Origin of the sequence: Chryseobacterium rhizosphaerae (assembly GCF_003385455.1) — a bacterium.
GTDB lineage: Bacteria > Bacteroidota > Bacteroidia > Flavobacteriales > Weeksellaceae > Chryseobacterium > Chryseobacterium rhizosphaerae.
On the sequence record NZ_QNUF01000025.1, the window covers coordinates 1 to 23,260 of the forward strand.

At 35.5% G+C, this 23,260-nt stretch carries 28 protein-coding genes and 1 tRNA gene; 19 read left to right on the plus strand and 10 right to left on the minus strand.

All coding sequences use genetic code 11. The features are described from left to right. The 9 genes from DRF57_RS17955 to DRF57_RS17975 all read left to right on the plus strand — a co-directional run. The coding region (locus tag DRF57_RS17955) for a helix-turn-helix domain-containing protein (protein ID WP_115919991.1) at nt 1–803 on the plus strand (803 nt) is incomplete at its 5' end. Between the two features lie 234 nt (nt 804–1,037). Then, on the plus strand, nt 1,038–1,199 hold the full coding sequence (locus DRF57_RS23700) for a hypothetical protein (protein WP_156126142.1): 162 nt from the start codon (nt 1,038–1,040) through the stop codon (nt 1,197–1,199). An 11-nt stretch (nt 1,200–1,210) separates the two neighbouring features. Continuing rightward, nucleotides 1,211–1,375, plus strand: coding sequence for a hypothetical protein (locus tag DRF57_RS23705; RefSeq protein WP_156126143.1), 165 nt, complete (start codon nt 1,211–1,213; stop codon nt 1,373–1,375). 14 nt (nt 1,376–1,389) lie between these two features. After that, nucleotides 1,390–1,563: a hypothetical protein gene (locus tag DRF57_RS23710; RefSeq protein ID WP_156126144.1), complete on the plus strand. Its 174-nt coding sequence runs from the start codon at nt 1,390–1,392 to the stop codon at nt 1,561–1,563. Between the two features lie 58 nt (nt 1,564–1,621). Next, nucleotides 1,622–2,269 carry a hypothetical protein gene (locus DRF57_RS17960; protein WP_115919993.1) on the plus strand — a complete coding sequence of 216 codons (648 nt, stop codon included), beginning with the start codon at nt 1,622–1,624 and terminating at the stop codon, nt 2,267–2,269. After that, nucleotides 2,266–3,237: a grasp-with-spasm system ATP-grasp peptide maturase gene (gwsG, locus tag DRF57_RS17965; RefSeq protein WP_115919995.1), complete on the plus strand. Its 972-nt coding sequence runs from the start codon at nt 2,266–2,268 to the stop codon at nt 3,235–3,237. The genes DRF57_RS17960 and gwsG overlap by 4 nt, the downstream gene beginning before the upstream one ends. After that, complete coding sequence (locus DRF57_RS23715) at nt 3,224–3,397, plus strand: hypothetical protein (RefSeq protein WP_157969912.1); 174 nt, start codon at nt 3,224–3,226, stop codon at nt 3,395–3,397. The genes gwsG and DRF57_RS23715 overlap by 14 nt, the downstream gene beginning before the upstream one ends. Next, entirely contained in the window at nt 3,381–4,484 is a 1,104-nt protein-coding gene (gene gwsS, locus DRF57_RS17970; RefSeq protein ID WP_157969913.1) for a grasp-with-spasm system SPASM domain peptide maturase, read from the plus strand. The genes DRF57_RS23715 and gwsS overlap by 17 nt, the downstream gene beginning before the upstream one ends. Before the next feature lie 26 nt (nt 4,485–4,510). Further along, nucleotides 4,511–5,161 (plus strand): DUF6624 domain-containing protein, encoded by a 651-nt coding sequence (locus DRF57_RS17975; RefSeq protein ID WP_115919999.1) that lies wholly within the window; start codon nt 4,511–4,513, stop codon nt 5,159–5,161. 263 nt (nt 5,162–5,424) lie between these two features. Here the strand turns inward: DRF57_RS17975 and DRF57_RS17980 are convergent. Next, nucleotides 5,425–5,509 (minus strand) — tRNA-Ser (locus tag DRF57_RS17980). Nucleotides 5,510–5,704: 195 nt separating this feature from the next. Beyond that, on the minus strand, nt 5,705–6,208 hold the full coding sequence (locus DRF57_RS17985; protein WP_047496242.1) for a DinB family protein: 504 nt from the start codon (nt 6,206–6,208) through the stop codon (nt 5,705–5,707). A 195-nt stretch (nt 6,209–6,403) separates the two neighbouring features. On the opposite strand from DRF57_RS17985, the gene DRF57_RS17990 reads away from it, so the two are divergent. Next, nucleotides 6,404–7,546, plus strand: coding sequence for a tetratricopeptide repeat protein (locus DRF57_RS17990; protein ID WP_115920001.1), 1,143 nt, complete (start codon nt 6,404–6,406; stop codon nt 7,544–7,546). 67 nt (nt 7,547–7,613) lie between these two features. Here DRF57_RS17990 and DRF57_RS17995 read toward each other — a convergent pair whose 3' ends face one another. Next, nucleotides 7,614–8,384 carry a hypothetical protein gene (locus tag DRF57_RS17995; protein WP_206607203.1) on the minus strand — a complete coding sequence of 257 codons (771 nt, stop codon included), beginning with the start codon at nt 8,382–8,384 and terminating at the stop codon, nt 7,614–7,616. Between the two features lie 187 nt (nt 8,385–8,571). Here DRF57_RS17995 and DRF57_RS18000 point away from each other — a divergent pair, with 187 nt between their 5' ends. The 7 genes from DRF57_RS18000 (at nt 8,572) to DRF57_RS18030 (ending at nt 13,265) form a co-directional block, all read left to right on the plus strand. Further along, entirely contained in the window at nt 8,572–8,991 is a 420-nt protein-coding gene (locus DRF57_RS18000) for a GNAT family N-acetyltransferase (RefSeq protein ID WP_115920003.1), read from the plus strand. A gap of 74 nt (nt 8,992–9,065) precedes the next feature. After that, nucleotides 9,066–9,404 carry a nuclear transport factor 2-like protein gene (locus DRF57_RS18005; protein ID WP_115920082.1) on the plus strand — a complete coding sequence of 113 codons (339 nt, stop codon included), beginning with the start codon at nt 9,066–9,068 and terminating at the stop codon, nt 9,402–9,404. Nucleotides 9,405–9,542: 138 nt separating this feature from the next. After that, nucleotides 9,543–10,493: a helix-turn-helix domain-containing protein gene (locus DRF57_RS18010; RefSeq protein ID WP_047496251.1), complete on the plus strand. Its 951-nt coding sequence runs from the start codon at nt 9,543–9,545 to the stop codon at nt 10,491–10,493. Nucleotides 10,494–10,616: 123 nt separating this feature from the next. Then, nucleotides 10,617–11,183: a Crp/Fnr family transcriptional regulator gene (locus DRF57_RS18015; RefSeq protein ID WP_115920005.1), complete on the plus strand. Its 567-nt coding sequence runs from the start codon at nt 10,617–10,619 to the stop codon at nt 11,181–11,183. Between the two features lie 101 nt (nt 11,184–11,284). Next, nucleotides 11,285–12,364 (plus strand): DUF418 domain-containing protein, encoded by a 1,080-nt coding sequence (locus DRF57_RS18020; protein WP_115920007.1) that lies wholly within the window; start codon nt 11,285–11,287, stop codon nt 12,362–12,364. A 103-nt stretch (nt 12,365–12,467) separates the two neighbouring features. Beyond that, on the plus strand, nt 12,468–12,767 hold the full coding sequence (locus DRF57_RS18025) for a thioredoxin family protein (protein ID WP_052188805.1): 300 nt from the start codon (nt 12,468–12,470) through the stop codon (nt 12,765–12,767). Nucleotides 12,768–12,776: 9 nt separating this feature from the next. After that, nucleotides 12,777–13,265: a DUF2938 domain-containing protein gene (locus tag DRF57_RS18030; RefSeq protein WP_115920009.1), complete on the plus strand. Its 489-nt coding sequence runs from the start codon at nt 12,777–12,779 to the stop codon at nt 13,263–13,265. A gap of 112 nt (nt 13,266–13,377) precedes the next feature. Here DRF57_RS18030 and DRF57_RS18035 read toward each other — a convergent pair whose 3' ends face one another. The 5 genes from DRF57_RS18035 to DRF57_RS18055 form a co-directional block, all read right to left on the minus strand. Next, complete coding sequence (locus tag DRF57_RS18035) at nt 13,378–13,938, minus strand: DUF6624 domain-containing protein (protein WP_115920011.1); 561 nt, start codon at nt 13,936–13,938, stop codon at nt 13,378–13,380. A 3-nt stretch (nt 13,939–13,941) separates the two neighbouring features. Next, nucleotides 13,942–14,367 (minus strand): GNAT family N-acetyltransferase, encoded by a 426-nt coding sequence (locus DRF57_RS18040; RefSeq protein WP_047496265.1) that lies wholly within the window; start codon nt 14,365–14,367, stop codon nt 13,942–13,944. A gap of 56 nt (nt 14,368–14,423) precedes the next feature. Next, entirely contained in the window at nt 14,424–15,002 is a 579-nt protein-coding gene (locus tag DRF57_RS18045) for an AAA family ATPase (protein ID WP_115920013.1), read from the minus strand. 56 nt (nt 15,003–15,058) lie between these two features. Then, nucleotides 15,059–16,054: an MsnO8 family LLM class oxidoreductase gene (locus DRF57_RS18050; RefSeq protein WP_115920015.1), complete on the minus strand. Its 996-nt coding sequence runs from the start codon at nt 16,052–16,054 to the stop codon at nt 15,059–15,061. Nucleotides 16,055–16,131: 77 nt separating this feature from the next. Next, a complete protein-coding gene (locus tag DRF57_RS18055; RefSeq protein WP_047496274.1) occupies nt 16,132–16,527 on the minus strand; it encodes a winged helix-turn-helix transcriptional regulator in 396 nt (131 codons plus the stop codon). Between the two features lie 105 nt (nt 16,528–16,632). Between DRF57_RS18055 and DRF57_RS18060 the strand changes: the two genes are divergently transcribed. Next, nucleotides 16,633–17,775, plus strand: coding sequence for an MFS transporter (locus DRF57_RS18060; RefSeq protein ID WP_115920017.1), 1,143 nt, complete (start codon nt 16,633–16,635; stop codon nt 17,773–17,775). Between the two features lie 180 nt (nt 17,776–17,955). Beyond that, complete coding sequence (locus tag DRF57_RS18065) at nt 17,956–18,732, plus strand: MBL fold metallo-hydrolase (protein ID WP_115920019.1); 777 nt, start codon at nt 17,956–17,958, stop codon at nt 18,730–18,732. A 92-nt stretch (nt 18,733–18,824) separates the two neighbouring features. Here DRF57_RS18065 and putP read toward each other — a convergent pair whose 3' ends face one another. Together putP and DRF57_RS18075 are read right to left on the minus strand one after the other, a co-directional pair. Further along, nucleotides 18,825–20,321, minus strand: a complete 1,497-nt coding sequence (gene putP, locus DRF57_RS18070; protein ID WP_084084638.1) for a sodium/proline symporter PutP — start codon at nt 20,319–20,321, stop codon at nt 18,825–18,827. Nucleotides 20,322–20,463: 142 nt separating this feature from the next. Continuing rightward, the gene (locus tag DRF57_RS18075) at nt 20,464–22,917 is read right to left on the minus strand and encodes a M1 family aminopeptidase (protein ID WP_228450377.1); all 2,454 of its coding nucleotides are present in this window, start codon (nt 22,915–22,917) and stop codon (nt 20,464–20,466) included. Between the last annotated feature and the right edge of the window lie 343 nt (nt 22,918–23,260).

Here is a 23,260-nt window from a genome sequence, read left to right on the forward strand (position 1 = left end):
ATCTTATAGATTATTATAAGGGAAATAATGATAAAGAAAAACAACTTTATTATATTGATAGATTTTTAAAAGTTGATAAAAAGCTTGATGAACAGTTTCAGTATTTATCTACAGAGATACCCAAAAAGTATGATACTCCAAATCTTTTGCAAGAAAAAGAGGATATAATTAATGATTTAAAAAACAGGAAAACAGTTTTATATGTTTCTGTTAGCATTTTAATATTTATACTTTTATTGTTTGTATACTTTTATTATAAAGCTAAGAAAGCCGAAAAACAACATCGAAAAATTGCTCAAGATTTAATTTATTTGATTGAAAAAAGAAATTCTGGAACAGCTAGTATCAAAAATGAAAGTAAGACAGAAATATCTCTAACCTCTGAAAAGATTGAAATTGAAAGTAAAATTAAAACTGTTCCTGACGATGTTACTCAGTCTATTTTAAAGAATTTAGAGATTTTTGAAACAAAAGAGCTTTTCTTAAAGAAGGGCATTACCTCAGCCAGTCTGGCAAAAAGCATTAAAACTAATACCACGTATTTATCAGAGGTAATCAACACTCAGAAAGGAAAAAATTTTGCAGCTTATCTTAATGATCTTCGTATCAACTATGCGCTAAACAAGTTGGTTAAGGACAGAAGATTCCGCTCTTACAAGTTATCTGTCATATCAGATGAATTGGGATATAATAATGAGCAAGCATTTTCTCTAGCTTTTAAGAAAAAAACAGGTACCACTCTTTCTATTTACCTTAAAGAGATTGAAAAACAAACAGGTTCTGAAAATAACACAAATAACTAATATTCAATATTTTAAATATTAAATTTTTACAAATATATAGCTCTAAATTTACAAATTTAGACTTCATTTTCTTTTTTCATGTCAGTTTCATGCATAAGTTTGCTTCAAATAAAAACACAGATATTTAATTTTTATATGTGTACAGTATAAAAAATAAATATAAAGCTGATCAGCAAAAATCCCATGTCAGGGATTGTATGGCAAAAATTAATCATTAATTAAATTTTTAATAAAATGAAAAAGTTACAAAAGTTAAAGAATAAAGAGCTTTCTTCAAAAAAGTTAAGTTCTATATTCGGAGCTTTTAAAAAGGCAGATGAATCTTTTAATTGCACTAACACTGTTAATAGTGGTGGAGGTATCTGGGATTGTGAAGATGCTATAACTGATAAATAAATAACTGGAAAATGAAAAAATTAGAAAAATTGAAATCAAAAGAGATTTCTAAAAAAAATGTAAAAACGATTTTTGGTGGATTAATCGCGCCGGATTATACAGTTTATAGTTCAAACTGTGTAGAAACTGGAACTTCGGGATCATGGGATTGTGGAGATCAAAGTAAAGATAAATAACTAAATTTTTTATTATGAAAAAGTTACAAAAATTGCAAGCAAAGAGCATTAAAAAAGAAAGTTTATACGCTATAAAAGGCGGATTGATGGCTATGACTTCTCAGTCATTCACTGATACTAACTGTGTTGATAGTGGAAGTAATGGAGCTTCAGACTGTACAGATAGTAAATCTGATACAGATAAATAATTTACTAAAATAACTAAATACTTCTCAATCTTTTTTGATTGAGAAGTATATTTAAATTATGGATAAAATTAAACTTCTTTTACTTATATTAATTTCTTTTTTCATGAAGGTCAAATCTCAGGAAAAACAATTAATGTATAAAGTAATTATCGATTCTTCTAATAGAATAAATAAAGCAAATCATTATAAGGATGTTCCAAATTTTATTAAGGCAATATATTTACCTAATAAAAAATATGATATTCCAGATCAACTTCCAGTAAAGTACTATACTTGCAAAACTGAGCAAGAATGTAACTCAGCCAAGTATTTCGAGTTAACAGGATTCATTGACAACTCAAATGAATTTTGGACACATCCACCTCGTGATAATGATTATTTAAAACAACTCGAATTTTTACCATTCCCTAATATAAAATTTAACAAAAAAAAATGGAGTTGGAAATTAGAAGTAGGGGATCAATGGGCAGATGTACGTTGGTTAGAATGGAAAGGAGCAATTACTTTGCGATTTTTATATAGATTAACAAATACTAATTATCCAATAATGATTGGGGGAAAATCTATAATATGTAAAGAAATTTCCGCTAGAATGATTTCTTCAATTGCTAAATCAGAAGCTAAATTTTATTTCAATAATTCAACACTTGTAAAAGCTGTTTACTCTTTATTAAATGGCGATAATTTAGAAATAACTTTAGAATGATACTACTTTTTAGTCAAGATCAGTTTGAATACACTACCGATATAATATTTGAATGGATTCAACACCTTGGAGGTAACGCTAAGCGAATTAATGGAAAAGAACTTATAGAAAATAAGCACAAAATATTATTTTCTGATAAATTAAATGATTGTGAATTTAATGATACTAATCCTTCACAAGTGAATGTCATTTGGTATAGACGATGGCTAAATTCAGAATATACCTTAAATAGAAATAAAAAAGTAAATTCTTATTTACGTAAAGAGTTCTATGCGCTAACACAATATTTCTTTTCGTGTTTTGAAGAAAGTAAATGGTACAATAGACATGACTATTTCCAAGAGTTTCTGTCAAAAACAGAACAGCTTATTATAGCAAAAGAAGTAGGATTCAAAATACCTGATACCCTTATTACCAATAATAAAAAGGAACTTGTTACTTTTTTCAAAAAACATGGATCAATAATAGTAAAACCTATTAGCGATGTTGAATCATTTTATGATAAACCAACAAAAAAATTAATGGGTACTTTTACAGCAAGAATTACCGAGGACTATATTAAAGAAAAAATTCCGACATTTTTTTTCCCATCATTGTTTCAGGCTGAGATTAAAAAGAAATACGAATTAAGGATATTCTATGACAAAGGCGATTGTTATCCTATGGCTATTTTCTCGTCCAAAAATGAAAAAACTGCTGTCGATTTCAGACAATATGATAACCAATTACCTAATAGGAATATCCCGTTTCAGTTAACTCTCAAAGAAGAAAATAAAATTAAAAAATTTATGAAAAAATCAAATCTAGAGACGGGTTCATTAGATATAATCTGTTCCGAAGATAATGAATTGATTTTTTTAGAAGTAAATCCTTTAGGTCAATTTGGAATGGTTTCAAACCCATGTAATTATTATATTGAAAAAAAAATAGCAAAAAATCTAATTCAAAAAGATCATGAAAACAAATAAATATAAAAAAAGTATTCTTTTAAAAAACTTAAAGTCTGTAAGTGGAGGAAAAGCTGTTCTGATTGATATTGACAGGATAAACTCTTCTGAAACATTCAGCTTTCTTTTTTATAAACCTATCAGCAAATTTGAAATTCTAGATGATGAAAAAAACAAATAACTACATATATCTCTTTTCTTGCTGTTTTTTAGTACAAGGTAGTACTCAAAGTATTATTTGTGATGTTCAACGGAAAAATTATGAAATAATTCCAAATACTCTTTTTGAAATTTTGAACAACCTCACTATCGAAAGAAATTTAGATATCCTTAGAAAAGCATATAATGATATAGAAGATCTAGAAGTATTTGATTCTTATATCCAGTTTTTACTAGATGAAGAATTTATATTTTTTGATGATTCTCTTCATGATAGATTTCCTTCTATTGATCTTAGCTATGATTCTCCAAATATAATCAGTAATGCAATTATTGAAATAGGGGAAGATATTTCACTTAAATTACTCAGCACTAACATAGAATTATTAGACAATATACGTTGTGAATCAATAGAACTAAGATTTTATGAAGATTGTTTTGGAAAAAATTATGAAGATGTACTATCCATTTTCAATTCAACAGGTATTAGATCACTTCGTTTAATAATAAATTCTTTTGATTTTCCTTCTGATTTTTTTAAAATATTAGCAAGAAAATATAAAAGAATTAGGGAGGTTTATATTTGTGCTGATACAGAAATTAAAGAATATGATAGTCCGTATTTCCCTGTTATACAGCTTGCTCATAAAGAAGTCTCATCAACTTTTTGCGGTTGTATCTCAACTTTTTATTTTTCTCCGGAATTAAAAAATTTTACAGAGTCTCATCATTATAATTCTTGTCTTCATAAAAAAATATCAATAGACAAAGATGGTAATATCAAAAATTGCCCCTCTATGTCTCAAAATTTTGGTAATATAAAATCTACCACTCTACAAGAAGCTCTGGATCAAGAAGATTTCAAAAAATATTGGAATCTTACCAAAGATAAAATAGAAATTTGCAAAGACTGTGAATTTCGCTATATCTGTACAGATTGCAGAGCCTACACCGAACGGACCAGCAGCAATAATGATGGACTAGATATTTCTAAACCTTTGAAATGTGGTTATGATCCCTATACGGGGAAATGGGATGAGTGGAGTGAAAATCCAATTAAACAGGAATCAATAAAGTTTTACGATTTGTCAAAATTGGTGAAAAAATAAAAGTTATATTTATTAAAAAAACAAGTATGAGTAAAAGAATAATTGCTATTTCCCTGTTATTGCTCATTACCAGTTGTAAAAGTACATTGTCACCAACTGAGAAAAGAATCTTAACAAATGAAATCGATGCTATGGGAACAATTGATCAGGTAGCAGCATACATCCCCCAAGGAAAGTATGCAAATTACTCTCGTGAAAAATGGAATACATTTAAAGACAGTGTTATGGCAGATAATACAAAAAGAGCAGAGCTACTTTATAAAAAATATGGCTATTTAGGATTTGATAAGGTAGGAGAAAAAGGAGAAACACAGTTTTGGGCAATTGTCCAACACTCTGACAAATCCGTTGATTTTCAAAATAAAGTTTTAAAATCCTTAGAAAAGGAAGTTGATAAAAAAAATGCAAGCCCTGCAAATTATGCGCTTTTATATGATAGGATTAAGATTAACAACGGTAAAAAACAGCTATTTGGAACACAAGTAGATTACAAAGAAAATGGACAAGCTAAGCCTAAAATAGGGCTTATTGATACTGTTAATGTAGATAATTTGAGAAAAAAATATAGTCTTGATTCTTTAAAGAAATATCTCAACTTTATGACCGAAAGGCATTTTAATATGAATAAGAATATATTAGTAAAAGAAGGCATTACAGAACCTGTACTTTATAAATAATATAGGTTATCATTAAATTCTGATATTACACAAAAATAATTAGTAGAAAATAAATATTAAAATCGGTTATTTCCTAATTTTCATAAAATTCACAATTGAAAAATCTCATCAGTACCTGTTTGCTTGTTGTTCAGTGAGTCAAAATGCTATTTAAAGATGATTCACTGAATGGTTTCCTTTCAATTATACTTCTTTAGCCTATTTTGGATAACTCTAAACAATAAAAAAAACCTTAGAATAAATTATTCTAAGGTTTTTTCTTGCGGAGAGAGAGGGATTCGAACCCCCGGACCTGTTACAGTCAATAGTTTTCAAGACTATCGCAATCGACCACTCTGCCATCTCTCCTTAAACTCCGATACTATCGTTGTTTTCAGTGGTGCAAATATAGAAAGTTTTTTATTCCTGGCAAAATATTTTTCAACAAAAATTAATATTTTCTTAACCTTCCTTATTTTCCTCCTATACATCAGGCTTTTCCGGTATTTTCCAGCTTATTTTTCTTTTGTCTATACTTTTTCTGGATCATGAAAGATAGAGGTATTACAGCTTTACACTCATTTCCTGCACCTCTTCTGCGGATAAACCATAGATCTGGGGTGTCTTTACATCCAGCATATTGAGATAAATATATAATTCTGCACGATGATGAATTTCATGTTCTATCATTGCCCGGAGCCATTTCCACACTGAAATCTCGTGATTTGCAGGGGTTAAACATTTCCGGTTAAGGTCTTCATCAGAAAAACCATTAATAATCTCCATGGTTTGCCTGTGCATTTCATTAAAATAAGCAACGGTATTTTCATAACCATCAGCCAGCTCTTTTCCGCATCCCGGATAAGCACTTTTCCGTCCTGAGATCGTTTCTCCGTACATATAGCGCTCAATAGCCGCAATATGTCTTATTTGATCTCCTATCGTGAATTTTCCCGGTTTATAGGAAAAATTGATATGCTCCGGCGGCACTACTTCTATAATACGGAGAGTTCTTGCCCGGATTTTTTCATAATAGTCGACAAAAGATTGTACAGATTTTATTTCCATTATAGTCCGTTTTAAATGAATGGATATATTGAAGTTTTTTAGATTTCTCTATGGTGAATATAAGAAATCTTTGGACAGAAATATCCTTACTTTTTTTGACCGTATTATTTTAAGCTTAAAAAAATCACCAATAAGTGACCGTTAAATTTGTAAACTTAATAAACATCCTATATTTTAGTTAAAAAAATAACAAGCATGAAAATACGGTTTCTCTTATTAATCATCCTCTACCATTCGATCCACCTTACAGCTCAAACCGCAAAAATAGATACCGAAAAACTGCTCGAATATTACGAAACACAGCGTTACGGTGATGCCGCACAATATTTACAAAGTATATATCCTGAAGATTCCCGGGACAGTAAAGCACTGACTCAAATCGGCTATTGCCACATGATGGCAGGAAAACTGCCGGAAGCAGAGAAAAGTTATCTTAAAGCGAATAGCATTCAGCCTGACCATCTTCCTATTTTATTCAGTTTGGCTCATATCAATTCCAAACGGGGTAATATTGCTAATGCAAAATCTTACCTCCAGCAGATTATTCGTCTCGACAGTCTTAATTTCAGTGCCTATAAGCAACTGGCAGCTTATGAAGATACTCCTGAAGCAAGGTTGAGCTTACTTAAAAAAGCCAATACTCTGAATACTAAAGATCCTGATGTGGCATATGATCTAGCCACGGCTTATAAAGACCTTAAACAATATCAGCAGGCTTACAATGTTTTGGAAACAGCTATTGCCTCAGATACAGAAAATTTCACGCTACAGCAAGCTCAATTACCCCTATCCAATCAGCTTGGAAAATATCGGGAAGTTATTGAGGTAGGTGAAAAGCTAGTGAAAAACCACACCGATGCTAATGTGATGAACGAAATGGGGCAAGCTTATTTTCATTTACAGGAATATCGGAAATGCATTACCGTTTATCAGGCACTGGAAGAGCTGGGTATGCAGAATGAAGGCACTTTATATTATATAGCCCTGAGCTACCGAGAACTGAAAGATTATGACAAAGCAGCAATTTATGCTCAAAAAACCATTGATGAAGCCATATCAGAGCATACTTCTCTTTATTACAGTACACTGGCAGGAATTTATGAAGCTAAAAATCAATTTAATGAAGCCTTAACAGCCTATAAAAGAGGATTAACATTTAAAGCTAGCTATGGTATTTACTACCGATTGGGCCTTCTCTACGATCTCAGTCTTAAGCAGCCCAAAAATGCTATAGTCTATTATCATTTATACCTTAAAAACAAACCGGAACAGGAAAAGGAAAAAGAACAGATAACGTATGCAAAAACAAGGATTGCTGTTTTAACGGGTGTGAAATAGGAGCATTAAAACTTTTTAGCCACAAAAAACCTGTACCTCTATCCTGTACAGGTTTTTTAATTTGTTCTTATTCAGCAGATGACAGCTCAAGTTCATCGAAATCTTTAATTTCTGAAAGCCTGAGTACCTTTGGCATTGTAACTGATGTCCAGGTACTTTCAAAAACTTCATCCCCACTCTCAGCATTTTCATTGGTATTTATTTTTGTCAGCTTCTTTTTTGTAGAAAAATTAATGCTGGTGGTACTGTTGACCGTAGGACCTGTATTCGAGCTATCCTCATATCCAATCAACTCAAAATCAGAATTCTGATATCTGAAAATATACTTCCAGTAGCCATATCTGCCATGAGCATAATGGATATTTAAATTTCCTTTTTCAGCATATACCATCAGCTCCGGGGCATAATACACTCCTCCTTCTTCATTCTCTGATGAAAAGCAATTATTATTTTTTGAGGCTAATTCATACCCCTCTTTTGTTTTAAAGAGGACAATAATACCGCGGCGATTCCGATCCAGCTTTCCCCGGTGTTCATCAGTAATAATATTCTCTTTGTCAATTTTTTTTATGATGAGAATACAGTCTTCTACCCCATCTTTATTCAAATCTCCATAGGCTTTTTCAAAAACACTAAATCCTTTTGGCACAAATTCAGCAGGTTCTTTCCGGGTATCTGCAACAGGTATAGCCGGTGCCGGTTTTGTCACTGTAGCTTCCTGTTTATTTTTTTCCGAAACATTTTGTTTCTTACCAGACTCAGAACAGCCACAAATCACCATCGTTGCAATGATTAACAACCATTTATAATTAAAAAAATGAGGAATTATTGTATTCATAGTTTATGATTATCTGTTTTATTTTTTAATTTTTGCTTTGTGAATGCTTATTATGTTTTCATATGATTCAATATCCAATTGAAGAAAAATGGAGCATCCATACTTAACAAGAGCATATTTACAATTTTTTTGCTTTTCATCCTTCACATTTTTTGTAATTTAAACCCAATTAAATTCCTGAATCATAATGAAAATAGCCCAGAAAGACAGTATTACAGAAGAATATTATGAAGCTGTATCAGATTTACTGTATCAGCATAATCTGAAAAACACAGTCCATATTGACTCAATCAACAAGCCTTTAGAAATGATCATACAGGACAATGAAAAAATTGCCGGCGGACTGTATGGACGTTCGATCTGGGGAACGCTTGAAATACACAAACTTGCAGTTTCTGAAGATTATAAAGGTCGGGGATTGGGTAAGCAACTGATAAAAGCTGCTATAGAAGAAGGTAAAGCCAGAAAATGCGACTATATTTCATTACAGACTTTTAGTTTCCAGGCTCCTGAATTTTATGAAAAACTGGGATTTGTAAGGATTGGGATTGAAACTGACTTTCCTAAGGGTTTTGAAAAGTACTACTACAGAAAAAGCTTGTTATAAATACTTTTGTGACGATAATCACAAAGTATATGCTCAACAATCCCTTAATTTTGTCTTCAGAAAAACAAATAGGTATGAACAATAAAACCAAAAATTTAGCAGAACGATTTATCCAGTATTTAAATGACGAAAATTTTGATGGAGCTGAAAACTGTCTTGACCCGGAATTTAAATTCAAAGGAGTATTGGGAAGCCGGGATAATGCTTCGGTGTACATCAAAGACATGAAGCAGATGAAGTTTAAATACAAGATTCTTCAGGCATTTATAGCCGGTGAAGATGTATGCTTCTGGTATCAGATCACTATGGGAGAAAAAACAATACTGGCATCAGGATGGTATGAGATCAAAGATGAAAAGATCCAGTCATTACAGGTTCTTTTTGATCCCAGACCATTATTAAATGATCAATAACACAATCGGATTGCTCAGTGAACACTGCCTTTATACAAAGCATCTATACAGCTTATAGATGTTTTTGTTGCGTCGGGAATCATCATCTATGCTTATCTTTAGCCGTCAACAAACTCCGGAAAATAAGAGAAATTGAAAATGAGACATTCCGACATTAAAGAATTGCGAAACGAACAGGATTTTAAAGATTTTTATTTGAATGATGCTCCTGTGTCATTTTGCGAAGAATGCAACAGTGTCAGCTATACCCACGGAAATGGTTTTCTGGAAATTGCCAAGCTGGAAGGTCTTAAAAAAGGGCAAAAAGCAATAGAAGGGAAACAGACCAGGCGAAAATTTTACAGCATTATCCTTCTTACCGAAGGAAAAATAGAAGAAACCATAGGGCATCAAACCTATCACTTCAAAGCAGGAACCTTATATTTTGTAAGTGAGAACCAGCTACATATTATCAATCGCTGGAGTGAAGATGTGAAAGGTGTTTTCTGTATGTTTGACGCTGATTATTTTCTATTGTGTATCAAACATCAGATCAAACTCAATCAGTTTCCTTTTTTTCAGATGACCCGGAAACCTTTTATTGAACTTTCCGAACGTGAAACTGAAATGATGGAGCACCTGTTCTGGAAATTAAATAGTGAAAAATGTCAGAAAACAACTTTCAATGATGATCTTCTTACCAGGATGTTCCTGAATATCATCCTTCTGGAAGCAGAGCGGATTTATAATAAAAATACCGCTGAAGAACCTTTTTCATTATCAAGAAAAGACCAATTAACAGCCCGGTTTCAGTTATTGGTGAATCAGCATTTTATAGAAAAAAAACAAGTGGCAGACTACGCTGATCTGCTGTATATACATCCCAATCATTTAAATGATACCATCAAGGAAGTCACAGGATTTCCGGCAAGCCATTTTATACAAAAACAATTGATACAGGAAGCTAAATCACGCCTTCTCCAAACCAATGCTACGGTTTCTATGATTGCCATGGATCTTAATTTTACCGACGATTCTTATTTCGGCCGTTTTTTCAAAAAACAAACCGGTGTGACCCCTCTTCAATATCGAAAAAACCATAAACATTAACACAGCTAAAAAACTGATTCTAACCCAATTGCTGAATGAAATCACATATCTTCTGAATTTCCAAAAATATAAATCATTAGCATACAGAAAGTTCAACTGTGAAAAATTTATTTTAGATCCCAAATGACAGAACATATTGAAAAAATCCGGGCCTTAATCTCCTCTTTTGATCAGGAAACTCTTGAAGCTCTTAGCAAAATAACGGTAGTTGAACAATTTAGAAAAGGGGAAGTGCTCCTGCATCAAGGGGAAATATGCCGAAAAAGCCGTCATATTATTCATGGTGTTGCCCGAAAATTTTTCTTTTCTGATAAAAAAGAGATAACAACGGAATTTTTCTTTAAAGATGATCTGGCGGTTTCTTTTAAAAGCTATATCCATCAAAAGCCAGGTAAAGAAATTATTGAATGCCTGACAGATGTAACGGTAGAGACAGTAGATTATATTGCCTTTGAAACGGTAAAAAAACAGTTTCCACAATTAATGGAATATGATATTTTAATAACTGAACTGTATACAATATGGCTCGAAGACAGGCTTTTTGATTTTTATGCTTTAAGTGCTAAGGAAAGATATGAAAGTATCCTGAAAAAATCACCTGAATACTTTCATCACCTGAAGCTTACCCATATCGCATCTTATCTCGGAATTTCCCTGGAAACCTTAAGCAGAATCAGGGCTAAAATCTGATACTACTCTGTAAGCTTACTACCGGTTCAGTTTATTATTTGACTTTTATCAAAGGAATGCCCGTTCATATTCATGATTTTTGCCACAAATGATCATGTAATATGAAAAAAAGAATTATCGGGTTCGATCTTGCAAGGGCTTATGCCATTTTTGGAATGTTTATCGTAAATTTCAATATGGTATTTGGAAATCATGATGATACCTCATTACCCGGGAAGCTTCTGGTGCTTTTCAGTGGACATTCAAGTACTGTTTTTGTGATACTTGCCGGTATGGGGGTTGCCCTGATGACCAACCGGATTCAGGATTATACTTATGAAGACCGGAAGAAGCTCCGCAAAACTATTCTTAAAAGAGCCCTTTTCCTCTTTATCTTTGGAATGTTATTTTACCAATGGTGGCCTGCAGACATTCTGCATCTTTATGGAGGGTATATGAGCATAGGAGCCATGCTGATATTCATGGATAAAAAATATTATCTGATTGCCGCAGCCATAGCTATTGCTATTTTTCACCTGCTATTGTTACTCATTCCTTTTGAAACCGGATGGAATTTTGAAACATTGGAGTATACTGATTTCCGGACTGTTTCCGGTTTTTTACGAAATACCTTCTACAACGGATGGAATCCTATTTTCCCATGGTTTGCTTATTTTGCCGTTGGTCTTTACCTCGGAAGACTGGACTGGAGCCTGAAACAAACCCAACAAAAAATGTTTGGTATCGGTTTGGCGGTATACATTGGTATAGAGGGATTCCGGTATGCCAGTACTTTTATGAATCTGAGTGCCGAAACACGTGAATTCATCAATGCTGATTATATTCCTCCGGTACTGCCTTTTATTCTCAATACCATGAGTTTCGGAATGATGCTTATTGCAGGTTTCATGTTTGTAAGCCAGTATATCTCTGAAAAAACATGGGCCCAGGATCTTGCGAGAACCGGTCAGATGACATTGACTCATTACGTATCTCATCTCAGTATAGGCCTCGTATTGTTTGCTTTATTTCAGGAGAACGGCTATACAGGAATAATGACAGCCAAAAAACCACTGTCACCTGTTTACATTTTACTCTACTCTGTTATTTTCTTTGTTGTAAGTGTTTATTTCAGTAAACTTTGGGGCAGAAAATACAAGCAGGGGCCTCTGGAAATGCTCATGAGGAAAATAACCGGTTAATTCACCAGCCGGATCATCTTTGATTTGTGCCATTTTCACCCTGATTTGTGTCAGCTGAACGGCCTGCAACTTCTCTAATTTTGTTCTTATAAATTTTATAACAATGATACAGAGAAATCAGAACGTACAGGAAATTGATTCATTAATGCTATTTCAGTTTTATGCTGAATGGTGTGCTCCGTGCAAAGTCATGATGCCGGTAGTCAATACTTTAAAAGTAAAACTGGAAGACTGGCTGAATGTGCATCAGGTAGATGTGGATCAACAGCAGGAACTTGCAGTGAAGTATGGAATCAGATCTGTCCCTACTTTTGTGGTTTTAAAAAACAACACAGAGGTTTGGCGCAGCTCAGGAGTTCTTTCGGAAGATGCTTTAGAACAGAAACTGATCAGTTTAAAATAACAAGTCAAAATGAATATGTTAATAAATGCCGTGTTACTCGGCTTAGGAGCAACTGCTTTTATGGATCTATTCGCCCTTATTATCAAAAAACTGTGGAATATTCCTTCCTTAGATTACCGGATTGTTGGGCGATGGATTGGGCATTTTAAAAATGGAATATTCAGTCATCCCAATATTATCCAGGCCTCTCCTATTCGTAATGAAAAAGCGATTGGCTGGGTGGCTCATTATTCTATAGGGATTATGTTTGCATATGTTCTTCTTTTGATCTGGGGTGAAAACTGGCTGATACAGCCTCGTCTTTTCCCAGCTATTGCTATTGGCCTTGTTACCACGTTAGCACCCTGGCTGATGATGCAGCCGGCATTTGGCTTTGGGATTGCCGCTTCCAAGCTTCCTAATTCTTCTATGGCCAGGCTACGGAGTATACAGGTACATTTAGTTTATGGAATTGGGCTATATCTGTCAGGACTATTTATTTCAATCCTTTCTACATAGACTGTAAAGACATTGGTTTTATATATTTCATGAACCGGAGCCAATGCTCTGGTTCATTTTTTGTGAGTACAAAGGAACAGAAGCTGAGATCATCATACTCCATTTTATCTTTTTATATCCAACCTACCTTTTCTCTCCATAATGTATATTCTTTTTCTCTGGCATCCATTTCAGGAATATCTTCAGAGGCGGGAATCCGGTTGATATCTTCCAGGGATAATGGTGGCAGGCTTACTTTGATTCGTTCTTCATTGATATTCTCTTTGTTTTCTACAGGATATAGTCTTCTTTCAGGAATAAGCTGGGTTCCATATTTTTGGGGTTTACTTTGAAACACCTGAATCCGGTCGTATAAGTATGCTTTATTTTTGGGATTGATGTCATTACTATTCTCATCCATCATGATATAGCATTCTTTCATAAATGCAGGCTCTCCTATAGAATGTTGGATAATCAGCCAGGCAGCATCACTTGCTTCTTCTCCTACTTTTGAAATCGTTGGAAAACCAATTTCTTTAATAATTTCTCTAAGCCGCTTTGCATGGGTTTGATGAACAGCTTCCATTTCAGGGTGATACCCTCCGGACAGTTCTCCTTTGGCCGCCAGCCTTTCCCTTACGGACAAATCATGATTGGCAAGTTCTATGAGTTCTTTTGAGAATTGATACTCCATTATTTAAAGTTTTTTGATCAGATATTTAGGTGATTCTGTATAGCCTTGCCTGTAATAAAACTGATGTGCTTTTTCTCTATTGACATTACAATGCACCTCTATTCTATCGCAGCTTTGCTCACGGGCCACTTTTTCACAGTATTCTTCCAGAAGCTTTCCGATTCCTGAACTTCTGTAGTTTTCATCTACTGAAAAATAACTGATCCTTGCAAAATCTCCCTGAAGAGCAATCTGCGGAATAATATGAACAGAAATAAAAGCAACAACCCTACCGTCTGAGTTCTCTGCAACGGCAAGATATTCGTTAGGGTCACGTAAAAGTTTTTTTATTTTTTGGGAAAGAAATTTTCCTGTATCAGGGTATCCCAACTGATCCAGCAATGCTATAACAAATTCCTGATCTTCTTCTTTCATTCTTCTGATATTCATAGCGTTATTATTTTAAAAGGAAACTCAATGACCTGATCAAGTTACAAAATAATAGTCTACGAAACCGCTGAATCAGAATTATCTGCCCCAATTTTTTCAAGAATAAACTGAAGTCTCCGCTGTAGCGTATCTTTAGGAACCTCTATTACATGGTATCCAAATTCCAGATAAGTTTCTTTTATACAATCAAAGGTAAGTACTGCTTCTTCCGGGGTCTGCTTCCTTTCCGGATCGTTCTCATAAATCTCATGCCAGGGTGGAAGAATAAAAACATTTTTATGATAAGCCATTGCTCCGGCTTGTGTTTTCATCTCCTCCGGAACACGAATATTTTCTGTTTTGAGATAACCGATTGTATCTAATATTCCCCGGTCAAAGAAAGCCGTTTTCAAATCAGGAATCCGGCTTATTTTCTGATAGGCTGCTGCAGAAGCTTCAAACATCAGCTTTGCAAAAAGAATTTTGTTTATCCAGGGTAATCCTTCACCATTCAGACTAAGCTGCTCTTTAATAATTCTCCGCCCCTCTTCAGGGACGGTTATAAAACCTTTCCTGCCCAGCTCGTCAAGCAATGTGGTTTTGCCTGATCCCGGACCTCCGGTAATAACATATAATATTGGAGTTTCTTTTTCCATTTTTATTTCATAGGGTTAATGATTGGAATACATTTCCATATGAAACGGAAATGCAGTTATGTATTATTTTTAATAATGCTTTGATAGGTATTGATCCGGTCTTCTTCCCGGTACATATTGCTTAGAACCAGAATATCATCCGTACCGTATTGTTCTGCAATATGTTCTAATCTTACTGACACCGACTGAGGCGTCTCTATTATCATCCGATCTAAGATACTGAAAAACTCTTTCTCATCCTGAGTCCCCAATACTTTTTGTTCTACCATTTCAGGCGGAAAAAGGGCCTCCGGACTGACCAGCTGTCTTGACTGTAAAAACTGATAAGCCATTCCATATGCATTACGTCTGGCTTTTTCTATAGTTTCTGCCACCGAGACAGCTACTGCCACCTGCAATGAAGAGCTGGAAGTATACTGGGTGAGATCAAATTGCTGAAGATAGGCCTCCGTATTTTCTGTTCCATTTTCACTGTTCATAAAGGCAGCAAAAGAATATCCTATTCCGTGTTTTGCAGCTTCACTGGCTGATGTTATACCGGAACCCAGCCAAAAAATTTCAGGAAGCTGCTCCAGATGCGTAGGTTGTGCAATAAGATTTTCATAAACTCCTTTTTCTTCTTTGAGAAACCGGATAATCTCCTCAAGCTTCGTTTCCATACTGGATAAAACTACAGGCTTATGATTATTTAAGGCCATTACTGCATCTTTCAGCCCTCCGGGAGCTTTTCCCAATCCGAGGATAAAGCGTCCCGGATATATACTTCCCAGCAGTTTCGTCCATTCTGCTATTTTATAAGCCGAATAGTTTCTCATCATAATTCCGGCTGTTCCTACTTTTATCCGTTTTGTTTTACTCAGAATAATAGCCGCTAAAAGTTCGGGACTTGAGCTGCCATATGCTTCTACACCGTGATGCTCAGCATACATTAGACTATGGAAGCCGGTTTCTTCGGCCATTAAGGCGAGATTAATACTGTGAGTCAATGCCGATAATGCATTACCACTCATGGAGGTAGGTGACTGATCTAATATCCCCAGTTTTAATTTCATACTCTTGAATCAGATTTTGAACTATTCATGTGAAGATAGTAAAAAAGGAAGTTTGGTGTATGTACTGAGTTTTAAAATTATGTACCGGGTATGCTGTCTTTCTCACTGAGACTCTTTTCTTCTTTAGGAGGAAAGGTTATTCCTTCCTCTTTGATAAGATCATATCCAAACATCATAATGGTTTCGATAACAGGAATCGCTTTCTTTCCTTTTTCTGTAAGGCTGTACTCTACCTTTGGAGGAACTACCGGAAATACTTCACGATGAATCATATCTTTAGCTTCCAGCTCCCGAAGCTGACTGGTCAGCATCTTATCCGTGATATGCGGAATATCTTTTTTAAGCTCACTGAAACGAAGTGGTTTTTCCTGCAACCTCCATAAAATGGGCATTTTCCAGGTTCCTCCAATGTGGCTTAATCCAAACTCAATAGGTGTATAATACAGTCTTTTATCATGAAAAAATTCTGGCATAATAATCATTTTTTACAGATCCCCCTTTCATAAAGGTGAGTATAGAACTAAAAGGTAAGTATATAGTTTTCTGATAGCCCATTTTGCAAATTTGCACAAAAAAATATGAAATCAAAAAGAAATCTTTACGTGCTTGCTTTAGGTGTTTTTGGAATTACCACCACAGAATTTGGGGTCATTGGGGTATTACCGGAAATTGCTTCTGCATTTCATGTCCCGATTGACAAAGCAGGATGGCTCTTAAGTATTTTCGCATTGATTGTTGCCCTTTTCGGGCCCTTTATGATCATTCTCTTTTCATCTTTCAAAAGAAAGAATCTACTGGTTGCTTCTCTTTGTATTTTTACCGTGGCTAATATTCTGTCAGCTTATATCACCAATTTCTATATACTATTGGCTGCCAGAATGATTCCTGCATTTTTTCACCCGGTATATTGGTCCATTTCACTATCTGTTGCTGAAAAAAATTCAACTCCAGAAAACAAATCAAAGGCGGTAAGTATTATTTTTTCCGGACTAACTCTGGCAACAGTGCTTGGAGTTCCACTAGCTACTTTAATGTCTGACTTATTTTCCTGGCAATCCTCTTTTCTTCTGACTGCTTTCATTAATATACTGGCGCTGGCAGGCGTTCAGTTATTTTTACCCTCTATCCAAAATACCGGTGAGTCACCCATCAGATTCAGCAGTACAAGAGTACAAAGTAAATGTTTATGGACCAATCTTTTTCTTGCATTTTTTACCATAACGGCAATGTATTCTACGTATGGATATATGGCTGATTTTTTAAAGAATGTGAGTCTAATGAATGGCAGACAGATCAGCATGATGCTTTTTCTGTTTGGAACTGTAGGGATCTTTGGAAATAAAATGGCCGGAAACTATATGTCCCGGTTTCCATTTGAAACAACCCTTATTTTTTTAATCCTGTTGATCGGTATCCATTTATTGATTTACTACTATGGAGGATTTTTCATTCCGATGATAGGGATCATCTGCTTTTGGGGGTTGATTCATTCGGGAGGCTTTCTGATCAGTAATATCAATGTCACCTCATCCACTTCCGGTTCTCCTGAACTTATCAACAGCATTTTTACGTCCTGTGGCAATTTTGCCGTAACAGCAGGAACTTTACTAGGAGGTTTCTGGATTTCCCATTATGGGATTAAAAATATTGTATGGTCAAGTGTTATATGCATAACAGGAGCACTGCTTATATTGATCTTAAAGAAAAAGTTGATTGAATAAACAAGGTTTACGCCTCATTCAAAGCTTATAGTTTAAAATTTATGCATATTTAATTGGTTACAATCCTCTTCCTCATATATTCTTTCAATCTCCCGGCATTACAGGATAAAAACCTTAAACCACCAATAAGAAATGAAGTATAATTTGTAATTTGTAGGTGAATTTCAGTCTATTTAAAATATGAAGAGAATACACCACCTTAACTGTGTAAGAGTTGTTATACCCATGAATGATGATGTCATCGGACACTGCCTGCTGATAGAGGAAAATGACCAATTAGTGCTGATTGATACCGGAGTGGGTATTCAGGATGTTGAAAATCCTGATCAAAGACTTGGAAAAGACCTGATAGAGGCCGTAGGTTTTCAGCTGGACATGGAACTTACAGCATTTCATCAAATCCAAAAACTCGGATTAAATCCGGCTCACGTAAAACACTGTATTATAAGCCATCTGGATCCGGATCACACCGGAGGGCTGGCAGATTTTCCGGATGCTGCAGTACATTGCTCAACAGAAGAGCTCATTAATTTTTATAGCGAAAATCCCCGTTATCTGCAAGGCCACCTGGCTCACCATCCTGAAATCATTGAATATTCAGCCTCGGATAAACTATGGTTTGGGTTGGAAGCAAGGAGAATCCATACAGGACTGGAGACCGAAATCCTGCTAATTCCTTTATTTGGACATACCCTTGGGCATTGTGGGGTTGCCATACACTGGGAAGGAAAATGGCTTTTATATGTAGGGGATGCTTATTATCTGAGAGCAGAATTAGAAGATAAATACCATCCTGTAAGTGAATTGACAGATGCAAGGGCTGATGACAATGAAAAGCGTCTGGAATCGTTAGAAAAACTAAAAGAACTGGTTAGAGAACATCCGGAGATAGAGGTTTTCGGATATCATGACCGCGAAGAGTTTTCAAAATTTACCGTAGAAAAGGAATGGGTTTAGTCTTTTGCAGACCTTAGTTTCTTTACTGTATACAACAAACCCCTGCTGTCCGCAAGGGTTTGTTTTTTTATGTTGTATATCGGTTGGAAATATTAATCCTTCATGATTTTATTCACCTCATCAAATTCGTTCTCAATCACTGTATCATGCTTATAGGTCAATAGAGAAACAATGATATTGGTAAGTAATGAAAGGGTAAAACCGGGAATCATTTCGTACCAGTCTTTAAACGGATGCTGAAAATAGACCCATGCCAGTACTGTTACTCCACCTACCAACATCCCGGCAAAGCCTCCCTGCCAGGTTGTTTTCTTCCATAAAAGGGACAGAAGGATCAAAGGACCGAATGCGGAACCAAAACCTGCCCAGGCATTTCCTACGAGGTTCAGAATACTGTCTTTAGGGTCCAATGATAAAAGAACAGCAATAACCGCAACCAACAATACGGAAACCCTGCTGGTAATCAATAATTGTTTTGGTGTTGCTTTTTTGTTCAGAAAAGCTTTATAAATATCTTCCGTTAATGAACTGGAGGTTACCAGCAATTGCGAAGAAATAGTACTCATTACAGCAGCCAGAATAGCCGTAAGCAGGAATCCTGCAATAAATGGATGGAATAATATTCTTGAGAAATAAATGAAAATAGTCTCTGCTTCTGTCTTTGATCCATCAAATTTCATCATCGTTGCAAGATCAAACTTTTGCAGGTAAGCAATCCCAACCAATCCTATGGCTAAAGCTCCGGCTACGGTAAAGATCATCCATGTAATCCCTATTCTTCTTGCCTTGATCAAATCTTTCGGCTTATCTATCGCCATGAAACGCACCAAAATATGCGGTTGCCCACAATATCCAAGTCCCCAGGCTAATAAAGATACAATACTTATTGTGGTAGTTCCCTGAAATAAATCCAGATATTTAGGATCTTTCGCTTTAATCAGTGAAAATGTCTCCTGAAAGCTTCCGATTTCAGAAATCGCTACAATCGGTACAATAACCAGGGCCAATACCATAATCGTTCCCTGTACAAAGTCGGTAAGACTTACTGCAAGGAATCCTCCCAAAAAGGTATACAAGACAACAACTAAGCTCGTTACGAGTAGCCCTACCGTATAATCCATTCCAAAAGCCGATTCAAACAGCTTTCCTCCGGAAACCATTCCCGCTGAGGTGTAGAGTGTGAAAAATACGAGAATAAAAATAGAAGAAGTGATCTTCAGAAGATGGTTTTTATTTTTAAACCTGTTTTCAAAAAATACAGGTATTGTAATGGCATTCTGAGCTACCTCGGTATAAATCCTGAGCCTTGGTGCTACAATGATGTAGTTGAGATAAGCCCCAATCGTTAAACCTATCGCAATCCAGGAACTGGAAATTCCAGATAAATACATGGCACCGGGAACTCCCATCAGCAGCCAGCCACTCATGTCGGCTGCTCCGGCAGACAGGGCTGTAACAGCCGCCCCCATTTTTCTACCTCCAATTAAAAACTCCTCCGAATTACTTGTTGATTTTCTATAAGAATATATGCCTATACCTATCATCAATAACAGATACAACCCCACAGAAATCCCTTCATATACTTGCATATCATTTTTTTTATGAAGCCCGAAGATAGTTATTTTTTGAAAAATGGAAGGTCCGTGTCCGGAAACAGGCTATGCTGTCAATATAAAAAGCCCTGGCAAATTCACCAGGGCTTTTAGTATTTATCTCAGAAACAGGCTCGTGCTATTTCAGCAGTACCTGAGCTCTTTTCAGATTGTCTGTTGCCTGCAGAATTTTATTTTTTAGAATCACATTATAATCCGGGTGCTGTGAAAGAAACTGATTAACAGTTTCTAGTGCTTTTGGATTCTGATAATTACTAAATGTTGACCGCAGCCAGTTATCCGGGAAAAAGATATCTCCTGTTTTCTGTATTTCCTGTAACAGTTCTAAGGATTTAGGCAGATACTGAATAGAAGTCTGTTGTCTCAGTGGATGGTGTAGATAGCCCAATGCAGCACCTACAGCAGATTCATTCGTTCTGTTCTGTTTTTGCGTAAGACCGTTGAAGAAATCGTCACGAACTTTTTGATCTGATGAAGCGGCTTGCATAATAATTTTAAAACGATTTATGCGGTCCGGATTTTTAATTCTGGTCAACTGTTCCTGCAGCAAATCATTATTATTGGTGTTTCGTAGTGCTAAAGAAAGGGCAAGGCTGGTAAAATCTTCATCATTAAGAGATACATCTTTCGGTGGAGTCTGGGACTTCCAGATCGTATACAGATTATCATAGGCCTGTTGAGACTGAAAAACGCCCTGATAGCCATCAAATAAAATTTTCTTGTTGTTTTTCGCCGTTTGTATCTGCAGCGCTTTCCAAAGCATGTTTTCTATATTTCCTGATTCTTTCAGTCGCGTATTTTCAGGTAAGAATTCCCAATAAATGGTCGCGATATAACCGGTAATTAAACGAAGGTTCAGTTCTGTACTTTCTGTTGATAATTGTCCGGCAAAAAAGTTCAGTAAATCTTGCGGAGTCACTCCTGAACCATTCAGCATATTTTCATACAATGAGATATATGCACTGGCACGGTTGATCGGATCTTTTACTACAGAAAAGTTTTTGATGAGAGCATGATCCGTTTTGAATACTCCATACCCTATTCCTGAAGAATTCTGCAGGATAAAAAGGGGCTTTGCTTTCCCTTTTAATGCTGAAACTTCCTGTTGTTTTTTGGATAGTTTTACGTTAACCTTTTCTACCCTGTCAGTATAAAACAGACTTAACTGAAACTCCTGAGGCCATAATTTTTGGTCCTTTCCATATTCCGGACGCTGAGACAGACTAAAGTGTTCAATTGTATTATCTCTATACTTCACATCATAATCTATGACAGGTCTTCCGGGATCATTAACCCATACTTTATTCCAGCTTTGCAGATCTTCCGGTGTATGGTTGTCTAAAATAGCAATAAGATCCGGCCAGCTTGCATTATTGTAAGCATATTTTTTAAGATACTCGCTCACCCCTTTTTTGAAATTATCCTCTCCAATCAACAATTCCAGCTGACGCATCATGATCGGCGCTTTGTTATAAATAATCGGGCCATACATCATTCCTGCATTTTGAAGATTATCCAAAACCTGTCGGATGGGATTTGCTCCCAATGTACGATCTACTCCATATGCAGCCGGGAAATGTGTTGTTAAAAACTTCAGGTCATAAACACTTTTATCCGAAGAAGCTCCGGTACTTTTATCCGCCATAAAATTGGCGAACACTTCTTTCATCCAAACATCATTAAACCAGTTCATGGTCACCATATCTCCAAACCAGAGATGAGCCACCTCGTGGGCAATGAGATTGGAGCGGTTATTCAATTGATTTTGAGTAGCATTTTGATCTAAAAACAATGTGGAATTTTGAAATAAGATAGCTCCGGGGTGCTCCATTCCTCCAAACTGAAAATCAGGAACGGCAACCATTCCATGTTTTTGAAAAGGATGAGGAATATCAGTCCATTTTTCGAAGTAAGCAAGAGAGTTTCTATACAGCGAGAAAATAGAATCCATGCTGTTTTTAATTTTCACGGAATCCGTTTCACGGTATAAAAGTCTGGAGTCCTGCTGCCCTATTTTTTCTGTAGAGGTCTTAAAATCTCCGGCAGCAAAAGAAAAGAGATAAGTGGGAAGTAAATCCGACTGATTAAACTCTAAGGTTTTTTGCCCTTGCCTGACAGTTGTTTCCTTAAGCTTTCCATTTGCTATGGCACTCCATTTTTCAGGGATGGTTAAGCTCAAAGAATAATTAGCTTTCAGGTTAGGCTGGTCAAAACACGGAAACATTGTCCGCGCACGGTCCGGTACAAATAAAGCATATAAGTAGCCATCACGCCTGTTCAAAGCTCCATTACCGGCAAGAAAAGTGAAATGAATCTGATTCATTCCTGATTTCAGGTATCTTGCGTCAATGATTACATGTTCGTTTTCCAGAACAGGTTTTGTCATCTGCCCATTCACAGACACTGATATCAGTGAAGAAGCTTCTTCTTTAAAATCGATCTGCAGTGGGGCTTCATTTTGTTTTTTATAGTTAAAACTAAGAACTTCTGTCCCCGAAATCCTCTCCGATTTGCTTTCAGGAATCTTCAGACTGAGCTCATATTTGATTTCACTTATTGTATTCTTTCTCAACTGAGCCAATTTATATGAAACACCGGATTCAATTTTCGGTAAAGATTTTACCTGTGTATGATAACTACTGCTAAAAATAACAAAACATAATGCTAGTACCCCTTTTTTCATAATTCAAATATAAGGATTGAAACTGTGATGGAAAATAGAAACATCCACCAGAATTTTACTGTAAAACAAAACCCTTGCATTGTAAGGGCTTTAGTTTTTATTATTCTGGGCACGAGCAAGATGTGCCAGCACTCCATCTTCATTAAAGTCTAAATTAGACATTCTTTTATAAATTCACATCTATTTCCTATATCTCCTGATAATCATCACAATAATTCCTAGTACGACTTTT